Source organism: Streptomyces sp., from assembly GCF_036566765.1.
In the GTDB taxonomy this organism is placed as follows: domain Bacteria; phylum Actinomycetota; class Actinomycetes; order Streptomycetales; family Streptomycetaceae; genus Streptomyces.
The window spans coordinates 1-11677 of record NZ_DATCVQ010000752.1 but is presented as its reverse complement, the minus strand read 5'-3'; the positions used below and the strand labels follow the sequence as shown (position 1 = coordinate 11677).

Sequence of the window (11677 nt, the reverse complement as noted above, 5' to 3'; positions counted from 1 at the left end):
GGCGAGATCGCGCGGGTGGCCTCGGGCGCCTACGACCGGGCCGACAACCCGCTGCGCAACGCCCCGCACACCGCCGAGGCCGTCGCGGCCGACGAGTGGGCCCATCCCTACAGCCGTACCGAGGCGGTCTACCCGCTGCCGTCGCTGCGGGAGGGCAAGTACTGGGTGCCGGTGCGGCGCATCGATCAGGCTTACGGCGACCGCAACCTGGTCTGCTCCTGCCCGCCGCTGGACGAGTACGACAACTGAGCATGAGTGAGGGCCGGTCCGGAGACGTTCTCCGGACCGGCCCTTCGCCGTTCGCGCGCTGGACGCGGCCCGCTCAGGCCGCCTTGGCCACCCGGCCCGTGGTCAACGGACGGTGCGGCGCGATGATCTGGCCGTCCGGCAGCAGCTCACCGGTGTCCTCGAAGAGCAGGACTCCGTTGCACAGCAGGCTCCAGCCCTGTTCCGGGTGGTGGGCCACCAGGCGGGCCGCCTCCCGGTCGGCGGAGTCGGCGGTCGGACAGGCAGGCTGATGCTGGCACATGGATGGGTTCTTTCGCTGCGTGGTAGTGAGTGTCCTGCGGCTCGATGCGGTGTTCATGGCCGCCCCCGTTGTCGGTTCGTCCGGTCCAAGTGTTCCCCTACGGAGGCGTTCCCGCAGGGATTTCACGGCAGCTGTTCCTATTGCAAGAAGACGTATCACCCGCCCGGGCGGTTCAACCCAACTGCACTGTCCCTTTGGGTGGTTCGCGATGGCCCGGCTGGGCTAGTCCGTACGGGGCATCCGGACGCACAACTGTGCCCCGCGGCCCGGGTGGGCCGCGGGGCGGGGTGCGGGACGCCGGTTCCGGACGGGCTCAGGCCGCCGGCGCCGGGGTGCCGAACAGGGGTGCGGGCGGCGCCAGCCGGAGGGTGAGGACGGGCAGCAGATCGGCGACCCGGTGCGGCCGGTGCGCGGCGATGCCGGGCGGCGCGGGGGCCAGCGGTATGAGCAGGTCGGCCGGATCGGGGGCGCCGTCGGCGCCGTCGGCCTCGGTGTCGCCGTGCAGCCACAGCGTCAGCATGTACAGCTCGGGCACGGAGAGCAGCCGCGGCTGGTACACGGCGGGCAGCGACTCGGCCTGGAGCAGGGCGCGTTCGGTGGCGGCGAGGTACGGCCCCTCGGAGAACTGGGAGAAGGACCAGCCGTCGGGCGTGAGGACGGCGTCCCCGGCGGCCACGGCTCGCTCGGCGCCGCGGATCAGGAAACGCCAGCCGGTGAGCCGGGTGCGCGGTGCGCCCGCGGGCGGGACGACCCGGTCGCGTACGTCCAGCACATGTACGGGCAGGGGGAGTTCGGGGCTCAGTGGTCCCTGGGCGGACCGGAGGGCGGGAGTTCGCGACTCGCTGACCGCGGTGGGGGAACCGAGGGCCGCGAGGACACTGCGCAGGGCCGGCGCGGGCGCCGGAGAGGGCTGGAGCATGGTGGGTCGCCTCTCGCTCAAGAGACAGGGTGATGCGGGGCAGACGCGGACGGCGCTGTCGGCTGCGGGGCCGGAAGCGGTGCATGTGGACATGACCGGGCGCCGGACTCTCTACCTCGTCCGCGGAGTTTATACGACGCCTGTTCACACAGTGTTTCCGCTAGCCGTCGCCGATATTCCGGGCAAGGCGCAATCAGGTCGTAATTCTCCGGGGATTCGCCGGACTTTTGTCGAACGCGCGCCCGCTGCCTGCGACTTCTCCGTCGGCGCGGACGGCTGAATGCGATCGGTGCTGGATTCGTCCGGCGACACCGAATATGCGTACTGCGTCGTGCCCGGGGTAAGTGCCGGGTGGTTCGACGTTCTCAGCCTACCGTCCGATCGGTGGCCGTGGGGGCGTTATGGATCAGTCAGTTGGGGCATTATCGTCCGTGACGCGAGCGACGGAGCCGCGGGCTGCCCACTCGAGGAGGGACCCTTCGATGGGGGAGAAGGTCGTGGCAGACGGGTTCGACCTGTCCGATCGACAGAAATACCGCAGGAAGTTGCAGCAGTGCCTGGCGGGGCTGGCGCGACTGTTGGCGGAGAAGAGGTTCGACCGGCCACGGAATCTGATGGGCCTGGAGATCGAACTCAATCTCGCGGGCACTGACGGCATGCCCCGGATGATGAATGCCGAGGTGCTGGAGCGCATCGCGAGCCATGATTTCCAGACCGAACTCGGGATGTTCAATCTCGAAGTGAACATCGCCCCGCACCGGCTCGGAGGCCGGGTCTTCGATCAACTCGCGGAGGAACTCAGAGCGGGTCTCGGATATGCCGATCGCAAGGCCAGGGAAGTGGACGCCGGCGTTCTCATGATCGGAATTCTGCCGACGCTCGCGCACGGCGACATGGTCACCGGCAATCTGTCGGCCGTGGACCGCTACATGCTGCTCAACGACCAGATCGTGGCGGCCCGTGGTGAGGACTTCGCGCTGGACATACAGGGGGTGGAGCGGCTGTGCTGCTCGTCCTCCTCGATCGCCTGCGAAGCGGCGTGCACGTCCGTGCAGTTGCACCTCCAGGTGACCCCGGGACGGTTCGCGGCGGTGTGGAACGCGGCGCAGGCGGTGGCGGCGGTGCAGGTCGCCGTCGGGGCCAACGCGCCCTTCCTGTTCGGGCGCGAGCTGTGGCGGGAGTCGCGTCCGCCGCTGTTCCAGCAGTCGATCGACACCCGGCCGCCGGAGCTCCAGGCGCAGGGGGTGCGGCCGCGGACCTGGTTCGGGGAGCGGTGGGTGGACTCCGCGTACGACCTCTTCGAGGAGAACCTGCGCTGGTTCCCGCCGCTGCTGCCGCTCATGGACGACGAGGATCCGCTGCGGGTCCTCGACGAGGGCGGCGTGCCCTCGCTGCAGGAGCTGGTGCTGCACAACGGGACGGTCTACCGGTGGAACCGGCCGGTGTACGGGGTCGTGGACGGCGTCCCACATCTGCGGGTGGAGAACCGGGTGCTGCCGGCCGGGCCGACGGTGACCGATGTGATCGCCAACGCCGCGTTCTACTACGGGCTGGTGCGCGCGCTCGCCGACGACCCCCGGCCGGTCTGGAAGCGGCTGCCGTTCGCCGACGCGGCGGAGAACTTCGACGTGGCCTGCCGGCACGGGATCGAGGCGGAGCTGCGCTGGCCGCGGCCGGGCCGGGGCGGCGGGATCGCGACGGTGCCCGCGGTGAAGCTCGTACGGGACGAACTGCTGCCGCTCGCCGCGGCCGGGCTCGACGCGTGGCAGATCGAGCCGGCCGACCGCGACTTCTACCTCGGGGTCATCGAGGAGCGGTGCAGGCGGCGGACCAACGGCGCGGCCTGGCAGGCCGAAACGTTCCACCGGGCGCGGGCCGCGGGGCTCGACCGGGAGGAGGCGCTGGCCGCGATGACCCGCCGCTACACCGAGCTGATGCACACCGGCGAACCGGTGCACACGTGGCCGGTGGGGCTCGATGCGTCAGGCGGCCCGGCGGCGGGCTCGGTGGTCCCGGATGCCTCAGGCGCCTGAGGCCCGGGTGGCGTCGCCGACGTTCATGATGGCCTTGAGGATCACCAGTTGGATCTCCGCCGGGTCGGTGACCTGGTAGCCCGCGCCGCCGGTCGCCTTGGCGATCTCGTGGATGTCGTCGCGGTCGGCGTCCGGGCCGACCGCGATCGCGATCAGCGGGACCGGGCGCTTCGGGTCGGCGTGCTCCTTCAGGCGGGCGATCAGGGCGGCGCGGTCGATGCCCACCCGGTCCTGGTTGGAGCCGTCGGTCAGGATCACCACCGCGTTGAACTTGCCGGGGACGTAGCCCGCCCGGGCCTCCTCCCAGGCCGCCAGCGTGGTGTCGTACAGGCCGGTGGCCCCGCCGGGCACCGGGGCGAGCCGGGAGAAGGCGGCGGTCAGCCGGGCGCGCTGGGTCGTGCCGCCGGGCACGGTCGCGCCGAGCCGGGTGGTCGGCACCAGCCTGCGGTAGTCGCGGTCGCCGTCGAGCGTCGTGGCGAAGTCCCACAGCCCGATCTCGTCCTCCGCCGTGAACTGGTCGAGCGCATGCAGCAGCGAGGCCTTGGTGACGTCCATCCGGGACTGGCCGTCCCGGCCCGGCACCGGGACCGTCATGGAACCGGACGCGTCCACGACCGTGGTCAGCCGGGCGCTCTGGACGGTGATCGTCCACATGCCCAGGGTCTGCTGGAGCAGCTCTGTCGTCGGCCGCGCCGCCGGGCCGGCGGCGGCCTGCGCGTACGGCTGCGGGGCCAGCCCGCCGGCGGCCCGTACCAGGGTGTCGGTCTCGGCCGCCGGGGTGTCGGGCGTGCGGAAGCCGTGCGCGCGCAGCACGTCCAGCGAGGCGGGGTCGCTGAGCAGCGTCATGAACCGCAGTGCGGCCCGGCTGCGGTCGGTGGACAGCCGCCCCTCGTCGATCAGGTGGTACGGGAAGTCCAGCTGCGGCGCCCCGTCGGTGGGGTAGAAGAGCCGCAGGTCACGGGCGTCGGAGGCGCGCCGGTTGTGGGCGAAGGCGGCCTGTTCGGAGAGGAAGACGGCCTCGTTGCGGTCCGCCCGGGCACCGTCCGCCGGGTCGAGGGCGAGGGTGCGCAGCACCTTGCCGTCGCCGTCGGCGGTCCGCGTGGACAGCTTCTTGGCCGTGCCGGCGACCCGGGTGTCGCTGTCCGCGCCCCGCGTGGAGGAGGAGATCCCGGCGAGGGCCAGCAGGCCGGTGGCGCTGCGCGCCGGGTCCGCCGAGCCGAGCCGCAACTTCCCGGGCTCGCCGGCCCGTTCGGCGAGCTGGGACCAGGAGTACGTGCTCGTGGGCCAGCCCAGGGCGCGGCCGGCGGCGGGAACGGCGGCGAGCGCGACGGGGGAGGAGGCCACCCCGCCGGCGGCGAGCAGCGGGATCCCGTCCCCGACGCCCTTGGCGCGCTCGGTCCACACGGAGGAGTCGGCGACCCACACGTCGAAGCCGGGCGGGTTCTGCGCGGTCGCCAGGGAGGCGGCCACCGGTGCGTTGTCGCGGGCGGTCACCCGTACGTCCAGACAGCCGCCGTCGGAGGTGACGCGGCGTTCGCGGGCGTACTCGGCGATCTCCTGGAGGGCCGGCGCGATGTCGGGGGAGGCAACGATGTCGAGTCGGCCGCGGGCGCCGACGCAGTCGCCCGCGGGGGAGAGCAGTCCGCTGCGGGCGGCGAGGCCGATGCCGCCGGCGACGGCCAGGACGAGGGCGGTCGCGAGGGCGATCGTGCGGCGGCGCAGGCGCGGCCGGGGCGTCGTGCCGTCCTCGGGGTCTCTCGTGGTTCCGGCTGCCCCGGTTGCCCCTGTGGCGCGGTCGTCGGGCAAGCTGTGACGTCCCATGGCGGTGGAACCCTCCTTGAACCTTGAGCCTTGAAGCTTGAACAAGGCCGAGCAAGCAAAGGGGGACCTCGTCGTCGGAATGACGCGGGTCCCCGGCCTGTCGCGCGCGGTCTTCGGAATTGCATTCGAGACCCTAGCGGGACGGGATGGGGCCCGAGGGGTGAACGGCGAAGTGGAGGCAGGTGTGCAGACGGAGTCGGGTGCGGTGGCCGATTCTCTTCCCCCGGAGAGGCTCTCGCAGAGGACCCTGCGGTCCGAGACCGTGCTGGTCCTGGCCCTCTCGCTGGGCGCGAGCGGAGTCTCCGCGCTGATCAGCTTCATCGGCTCGCTGACCAAGCCGGGCGGCCTGAAGGACCAGGCGGCGACGCTCAACGGCTCGTACGCCCCGGGCCGGCCCTGGCTCGATCTGGCCTGGCAGCTCTTCGGCATCGCGAACGCGCTGGTGCCGGTCCTACTGGTGGCCCATCTGCTGACCCGCGAGGGCGCCGGGCTGCGCGCGATCGGCTTCGACCGGACCCGGCCCTGGCAGGACCTGGGGCGCGGCGCCCTGGTCGCGGCCGGCATCGGGAGCGCGGGGCTCGCCTTCTATCTGGTGTCGCGCGCGGCCGGGTTCAACCTGACCGTGGTGCCGGAGTCGCTGCCGGACGTGTGGTGGAAGTACCCGGTGCTGATCCTTTCTGCGGTGGAGAACTCCGTCCTCGAAGAGGTCATCGTCGTCGGCTATCTGCTGCGCAGACTCGACCAGTTGGGGTGGACCCCGTGGGCGGCGCTGGCGGCGAGTGCGGTGCTGCGCGGCTCGTACCACCTCTACCAGGGCATCGGCGGCTTCATCGGCAACGTGGTGATGGGCGTGCTGTTCGTGCTGCTCTACCGCAGGTGGGGACGGGTGGGGCCGCTCGTGGCGGCGCACGCGCTGCTCGACATCGTGGCGTTCGTCGGGTACGGGCTGCTGGCCGGGAAGGTGGACTGGCTGCCCACTGTGTGACGCGGTGGCGAAGGGGCGTACGGCCGTGGCCGCACGCCCCTTCGGCGTTTTCGTGAAGCCTGCGTCAGACGCGCAGGTCGCCCTCGATCACCGTGACCGCGTGCCCGTTGAGCAGGGTGCGGTCGCCGCGCAGCCGGGTGCGTACGAAGCCGGTGCGGGCGCCGCCCTGGAAGCCGGTGAGGTCCTCCCGGCCGAACCGCGCCTGCCAGAAGGGGGCGAGCGCGGTGTGCGCGCTCCCGGTGACCGGGTCCTCGTCGATGCCCACGGCCGGGAAGAAGCCGCGCGAGACGAAGTCGTAGCCGCGATCGGGCTGTTCGGCCGCCGCGGTGACGATGACGCCGCGGTCGGACAGCTTCTTGAGCGCCGCGTGATCGGGCGCGAGCCCCCGGACGGTCTCCTCGTCGTTCAGCTCGACGACGAGGTCGCCGATGTGCGCGGAGGTGTCGTGCACCGAGACGACCTCCGCGCCCAGAGCCTTGGCGAGCCCTTCGGGCACCGGGACCGGCGTCAGCGAGGAGGTGGGGAAGTCCATCGTGATCGTGCCGTCCGGCTCGGCGGTCGCCCCGAGGATGCCGCACCGCGCGGCGAACCGCACGGTGCCCTCGGCGCGCTCGATCGAGTTGATGACGTGGGCGGTGGCGAGCGTGGCGTGGCCGCACATGTCGACCTCGGCAGTCGGCGTGAACCAGCGCAGCGCCCAGTCCGCCTCGCCGCCGGCCGGCAGCGGGTGGGCGAAGGCCGTCTCGGAGAGGTTCACCTCGGCGGCGACTTTCTGCAGCCAGTGGTCGTCCGGGAACGAGTCGAGGAGCAGGACCCCGGCCGGATTGCCGGCGAAGGGGCGGTCGGTGAAGGCGTCGACGATTCGGATGCGCATGAGGGCGACCGTACGGGTTCGGCGAAGCCGCCGGCCAAGGCCAATCCGGGACGGCTGGACCGGTCCTGACCTGTACGTACCGCGGTCACCTGACAAGCACCGAGCAGACGCCTCACGAACGCGTCACCGATCCAGAGGCGCTCGGCTGTTGTCAAACGAAGTATTCCGATATATCGTCGAGGCATCGCGACAGATCAACGATGGAAGGAGCGTAGCGATGCGTTCACAGGGACATGACCACGAGCACGGCCGCGGACACGGACACTGCGGCCCCGGACATCGGGGAGACTTCGAGGGGCGGCGCGCTGCTTTCGGTCCGTTCGGACCGGGATACGGCGGCGGGCCGTTCGGTGGAGGCCCCTTCGGCGGGCGCGGTCGCGGCGGCGGCCGGGGCAGGGCGCGGCGCGGCGACGTGCGCGCCTCGATCCTGGCGCTGCTGAAGGACCGCCCGATGCACGGGTACGAGATGATCCAGGAGATCGGCGAGCGCAGCGGCGGGGCCTGGAAGCCCAGCCCGGGCTCGGTCTACCCGACCCTCCAGCTCCTGGAGGACGAGGGCCTGATCACCAGCGCGAGCGAGGGCGGCAAGAAGCTGTTCACGCTCACCGACGCCGGCCGCACCGAGGCCGAGTCGGCGCCGGAGGCCCCCTGGGAGGAGGCCGGGCGCGGCGTCGACTGGGAGGCCGTGAACGAGATCCGGCAGGCCGGCTTCGGCCTGATGGAGGCGTTCGGACAGGTCTGGAAGACGGGCGACACCGATCAGCGGCAGAAGGCCGTCTCGGTCATCAACGAGGCGCGCAAGAAGCTGTACCTGATCCTGGCTGACGAGAACTGAGCCGAAGGCTCGAAGGGGCCCCGCGGCGATCCGCCGCGGGGCCCCTGTCCGTACCCGCTTCAGGCCACCAGGCCGGCCAGCTTCCGCAGGGACTCGTCGAGCGCCGCCGTCGCCGAGTCCTTCAGCTTGCCCGCCATCAGCGAGACCGCCGCCCCGGTGAACTCGCCGTCGATGCGGACGGTCGTCGCGTCGCCGGCCGCGGTCAGCGAGTACCGGGTGCCGACGTTGACGCCCATCGGGCCCTTGCCCCTGATGGCCAGCACGCGCGCGGTCTCCAGCTCCTCCACCGTCCAGGTCACCTCGGCCGGGAACCCCATCAGCTTCATGTTCTCGACGAAGGTGGCCCCCGTCTCCAGGGTCGCCGGGCCTCCGTTCGGGAAGCTGGTGTGGGTGGCGTTCCACTCGCCGTACGCGGTGAAGTCGGTCAGCTGCGCCCAGACCTTCTCGGCCGGCGCCTCGATCCGTGCCTCTGCGCTGACTTCGGCCATGCGACCACCCCTTCTCGTCCGGCATCCGGTGGCGCGGAACGTAGTCGGGCGGGCGCGAACATTCAATACTGATGAACCGTCAGATCTCGTGTCGGCGGGCCTGGTTCAGCTCCGCACCGCCAGCTCGCCGGTGCCGCCGACCCAGCGGATCTCGGCCGCGTCGAACCAGTCGGAGGCGCGCGGCCCGCCACCCTCCTCGTGGCAGTGGAAGGCGGCCCAGAAGAGGTCGGCGGGCAGCGCCTTGCGCGGGGCGTACACGCGGTAGACGTACTGCCGTCCGTCCAGGGCGACGAGAGAGACCATCCAGAACATACTTCTAGGACGAACTCGGACGGGGTCATGGTTGCGTATGGGGCGCAGAGCAAGTCGGCGCGCGCCGCGCGCTCCCGAATCAGCGCGATCTCATCCGCAAGGAGGAGGAACCGGTCGCCCGTGCCCAACTCCCGTGGGATGCGCACATGCTTCTCGGCGGGGATGTTCCGGCGGCCTGGGGATGGTGAGCTGGAAGGGTGCACCATCCCGTCCCACGGATACCCGCCCAGCCCGCGCCGCACCGCATGGAGATCGAGGCGCGGCTCACCGTCGAGCTCGCCTCGGTCGTCGCCGGGGCGCGCCGGCGAGCCCTGCGGGACGGCGACCGCCAGGTCGACACCGCGCATCTGCTGCACTCCCTGATCGAGTCCGACCCCGCGGTCGGTGCGGCCTTCGAGGGTGCGGCCCAGCTCGCCCGGGTGCTCGGCTATCTCGTCCAGCGGAGCATCGGCTACGGGCTGCGCTGGCGGGCCTCCGCCGAGTCCGGGCCCGGGCCGGTCATCGGGTCCGGCAGTTGGTCGCCGGTTGCCGCGGCCGCCATGGAAAGGGCCCTGGAGCGGGCCGCGCTGCGCGGCGAGCAGCGCGCCTCCGGTCTCGACGTCCTCGCCGTCCTCGCCGCCGATCCCGACTGCCGGGCCGTCGAGGTCCTGCTGCGGGCCGGGGTCGATCCGGGGGCTTTGACCGGCCGGATCGCAGAGCTGTCTCAACAGGTGTAACGGGGGTTACGCCCCTGACGCCGCCCTGTCATGATGGCCCGATGCACGCGTCTCAGGGGAGAAGCGCCGGCCTGGGACTCGCCCTGGCCTCGGCCTTCGCATTCGGTGGTTCAGGAGTGGCGGCCAAGCCGCTGATCGAGGCGGGACTCGACCCGCTGCACGTGGTGTGGCTGCGGGTGGCCGGCGCCGCCCTCGTCATGCTGCCGGTGGCCTGGCGCCACCGCGACCTGGTGCGCCGCAAGCCCGCCCTGCTCGTCGGCTTCGGCCTGCTCGCCGTGGCAGGCGTCCAGGCCTTCTACTTCGCCTCCATCTCCCGCATCCCCGTCGGCGTCGCGCTGCTCGTGGAGTACCTCGCGCCGGCGCTCGTCCTCGGCTGGGTGCGGTTCGTCCAGCGCCGCCAGGTGACCCGGGCCGCCGCGCTGGGCGTGGTGCTGGCCGTCGGCGGCCTCGCCTGCGTCGTGCAGGTCTGGTCCGGACTGAGCTTCGACTTCATCGGACTGCTGCTCGCACTGGCCGCCGCCTGCTGCCAGGTCGGCTACTTCGTCCTGTCCGACCAGGGCAGCGACGAGTCCGAGCCCGCCGACCCGCTCGGCGTCATCGCGTACGGACTGCTCATCGGCGCGCTCGTGCTGACCGTGATCGCCCGCCCGTGGGGCATGGACTGGTCGCTGCTCGGCGGGACCGCCGACATGAACGGCTCCGAGGTCGCGGCCTGGCTGCTGCTCGGCTGGATCGTGCTGATCGCGACCGTCGTCGCGTACGTCACCGGCGTCGTGTCTGTGCGTCGTCTGTCGCCGCAGGTGGCCGGCGTGGTCGCCTGCCTGGAGGCCGTGATCGCGACCGTGCTCGCCTGGGTGCTGCTCGGCGAGCACCTGGCCGCGCCGCAGATCGTCGGAGGCGCGGTGGTGCTGCTCGGCGCGTTCATCGCACAGTCCGCCACGCCCAAGGCGGCGGTGCCGGAGCCGGTGGCGGGCTCCGCACCGGCCGGATCTGCCGAGCGCGAGACCGAGTTGTCCGCCGCCCGGACCGCCCCGTAAGGTGTCGATCATGCTTTCGACCGTGCTTCCGCCTCCCGCCGCCTAGGCGCGGGCGGCTTTCTCCCGACGAAGACCAGGCCCGGCGGCCCTCGCCCCGGGCGGTTCGTCGCTGCCCGCGTGCGGAGTCCAGCGGCCAACCCATCTGTCTTCACACGGAGCACACGTGTCGAACCACCCTTCCCACTCCTCCGACGTCGGTCGGAGCCTCGCCTATCTCGTCGTCGCCGGAATCGCCTGGGGCACCGCCGGCGCGGCCGCGTCCCTGGTCTTCCGGGCCAGCGACCTCGGCCCTCTCGCGCTGTCCTTCTGGCGGTGCCTCGGCGGGCTCGTCCTGCTGCTGCCCGCCGTGCTGCTGCGGCGCGGGCGCTCCGGCGCCGGGACGCCGGCCGCCGCCGAGCCGCGCGGCCGGCGGCTGCTGCGGATCCTCGGGACCGGCATCGGCCTGACCGGCTTCCAGAGCGCCTACTTCGCGGCCGTCGAGGCGACCGGACTGGCCGTGGGCACCGTCGTCACCCTCGGCGCGGGCCCCGTTCTGATCGCCCTCGGCGCCCGGCTCCTCATGGGCGAGCGCCTCGGCCGGGGCGGCGCGATGGCCGTGGCCGGCGCGCTGGCCGGACTCGCCGTCCTCGTCCTCGGCGGCGGCAGCGCCGAGGTGCGCCCGCTGGGCGTCGCCCTCGCGGTGCTCTCCGCCGCCGGGTACGCGGCGATCACCCTGCTCACTCGGTGGCTGGGCCGGGACGGCGGGGGCGCGGACTCCCTGTCCACGACCGCCTGGGCCTTCGCCGTCGGCTCCGTCGGACTGCTGCCCATGGCCGCCGTCGAGGGGCTGCTCCCGCACACCGGCCGGCCGCTGGAGGTGATCGGCCTCCTGGTGTACGTGGCGGCGGTGCCGACGGCGCTCGCGTACGCGCTCTACTTCGCCGGGGCGGCCGTCGTCCGGTCGGCGACCGTCTCCGTGATCATGCTCCTGGAGCCGGTGAGCGCGGCGCTGATCGCGGTGACGCTGCTCGGCGAGGAGCTGACGGCGGCGACCGTCGGGGGCACGCTGCTGCTGCTGACCGCCGTCACCGGCCTGGCCGCCGCCGAGGCCCGCACCGCGGCGGCTCGCCGCCGCGCGACGGCGGCGGC

General features: G+C 72.5%; 13 protein-coding genes. 7 read left to right on the top strand and 6 right to left on the bottom strand.

What is annotated here, in order from left to right:
- Positions 1-249 (top strand): hypothetical protein (locus VIU94_RS43610; protein ID WP_331921102.1); only part of this gene is annotated, 249 nt, incomplete at its 5' end.
- 73 nt (positions 250-322) lie between these two features.
- Here the strand turns inward: VIU94_RS43610 and VIU94_RS43605 are convergent.
- On the bottom strand, positions 323-529 hold the full coding sequence (locus tag VIU94_RS43605; protein WP_331921100.1) for a DUF5999 family protein: 207 nt from the start codon (positions 527-529) through the stop codon (positions 323-325).
- Between the two features lie 313 nt (positions 530-842).
- On the bottom strand, positions 843-1448 hold the full coding sequence (locus VIU94_RS43600) for a hypothetical protein (RefSeq protein WP_331921098.1): 606 nt from the start codon (positions 1446-1448) through the stop codon (positions 843-845).
- A gap of 482 nt (positions 1449-1930) precedes the next feature.
- Between VIU94_RS43600 and VIU94_RS43595 the strand changes: the two genes are divergently transcribed.
- The gene (locus tag VIU94_RS43595; RefSeq protein ID WP_331921096.1) at positions 1931-3481 is read left to right on the top strand and encodes a glutamate-cysteine ligase family protein; all 1551 of its coding nucleotides are present in this window, start codon (positions 1931-1933) and stop codon (positions 3479-3481) included.
- Here VIU94_RS43595 and VIU94_RS43590 read toward each other — a convergent pair.
- Entirely contained in the window at positions 3470-5302 is a 1833-nt protein-coding gene (locus VIU94_RS43590) for a substrate-binding domain-containing protein (protein ID WP_331921094.1), read from the bottom strand. The two genes, VIU94_RS43595 and VIU94_RS43590, sit on opposite strands and share 12 nt — an antisense overlap.
- Positions 5303-5507: 205 nt before the next feature.
- Between VIU94_RS43590 and VIU94_RS43585 the strand changes: the two genes are divergently transcribed.
- On the top strand, positions 5508-6287 hold the full coding sequence (locus tag VIU94_RS43585) for a CPBP family intramembrane glutamic endopeptidase (protein WP_331921092.1): 780 nt from the start codon (positions 5508-5510) through the stop codon (positions 6285-6287).
- 64 nt (positions 6288-6351) lie between these two features.
- Here VIU94_RS43585 and VIU94_RS43580 read toward each other — a convergent pair whose 3' ends face one another.
- Positions 6352-7161 carry a PhzF family protein gene (locus tag VIU94_RS43580; RefSeq protein WP_331921090.1) on the bottom strand — a complete coding sequence of 270 codons (810 nt, stop codon included), beginning with the start codon at positions 7159-7161 and terminating at the stop codon, positions 6352-6354.
- Between the two features lie 217 nt (positions 7162-7378).
- On the opposite strand from VIU94_RS43580, the gene VIU94_RS43575 reads away from it, so the two are divergent.
- Positions 7379-7996: a PadR family transcriptional regulator gene (locus VIU94_RS43575; RefSeq protein WP_331921088.1), complete on the top strand. Its 618-nt coding sequence runs from the start codon at positions 7379-7381 to the stop codon at positions 7994-7996.
- A 59-nt stretch (positions 7997-8055) separates the two neighbouring features.
- Here the strand turns inward: VIU94_RS43575 and VIU94_RS43570 are convergent, their stop codons facing one another.
- The gene (locus tag VIU94_RS43570) at positions 8056-8484 is read right to left on the bottom strand and encodes a type II toxin-antitoxin system Rv0910 family toxin (RefSeq protein ID WP_331921086.1); all 429 of its coding nucleotides are present in this window, start codon (positions 8482-8484) and stop codon (positions 8056-8058) included.
- A 105-nt stretch (positions 8485-8589) separates the two neighbouring features.
- The gene (locus VIU94_RS43565; protein ID WP_331921084.1) at positions 8590-8796 is read right to left on the bottom strand and encodes a hypothetical protein; all 207 of its coding nucleotides are present in this window, start codon (positions 8794-8796) and stop codon (positions 8590-8592) included.
- Positions 8797-8993: 197 nt separating this feature from the next.
- On the opposite strand from VIU94_RS43565, the gene VIU94_RS43560 reads away from it, so the two are divergent.
- The 3 genes from VIU94_RS43560 to VIU94_RS43550 form a co-directional block, all read left to right on the top strand.
- Positions 8994-9512 (top strand): Clp protease N-terminal domain-containing protein, encoded by a 519-nt coding sequence (locus tag VIU94_RS43560; protein WP_331921082.1) that lies wholly within the window; start codon positions 8994-8996, stop codon positions 9510-9512.
- A gap of 41 nt (positions 9513-9553) precedes the next feature.
- The gene (locus VIU94_RS43555) at positions 9554-10549 is read left to right on the top strand and encodes an EamA family transporter (protein WP_331921080.1); all 996 of its coding nucleotides are present in this window, start codon (positions 9554-9556) and stop codon (positions 10547-10549) included.
- 163 nt (positions 10550-10712) lie between these two features.
- Positions 10713-11677, top strand: a 965-nt coding sequence (locus VIU94_RS43550) for a DMT family transporter (RefSeq protein ID WP_331921078.1), incomplete at its 3' end; no start/stop codon positions are given.

Coding starts and splice junctions, on each gene's coding strand:
- VIU94_RS43595 (WP_331921096.1), top strand. CDS start 1,931: ATGGGGGAGAAGGTCGTGGCAGACGGGTTCGACCTGTCCGATCGACAG.
- VIU94_RS43555 (WP_331921080.1), top strand. CDS start 9,554: ATGCACGCGTCTCAGGGGAGAAGCGCCGGCCTGGGACTCGCCCTGGCC.
- VIU94_RS43575 (WP_331921088.1), top strand. CDS start 7,379: ATGCGTTCACAGGGACATGACCACGAGCACGGCCGCGGACACGGACAC.
- VIU94_RS43590 (WP_331921094.1), bottom strand. CDS start 5,302: ATGGGACGTCACAGCTTGCCCGACGACCGCGCCACAGGGGCAACCGGG.
- VIU94_RS43600 (WP_331921098.1), bottom strand. CDS start 1,448: ATGCTCCAGCCCTCTCCGGCGCCCGCGCCGGCCCTGCGCAGTGTCCTC.
- VIU94_RS43580 (WP_331921090.1), bottom strand. CDS start 7,161: ATGCGCATCCGAATCGTCGACGCCTTCACCGACCGCCCCTTCGCCGGC.
- VIU94_RS43605 (WP_331921100.1), bottom strand. CDS start 529: ATGTGCCAGCATCAGCCTGCCTGTCCGACCGCCGACTCCGCCGACCGG.
- VIU94_RS43565 (WP_331921084.1), bottom strand. CDS start 8,796: ATGTTCTGGATGGTCTCTCTCGTCGCCCTGGACGGACGGCAGTACGTC.
- VIU94_RS43570 (WP_331921086.1), bottom strand. CDS start 8,484: ATGGCCGAAGTCAGCGCAGAGGCACGGATCGAGGCGCCGGCCGAGAAG.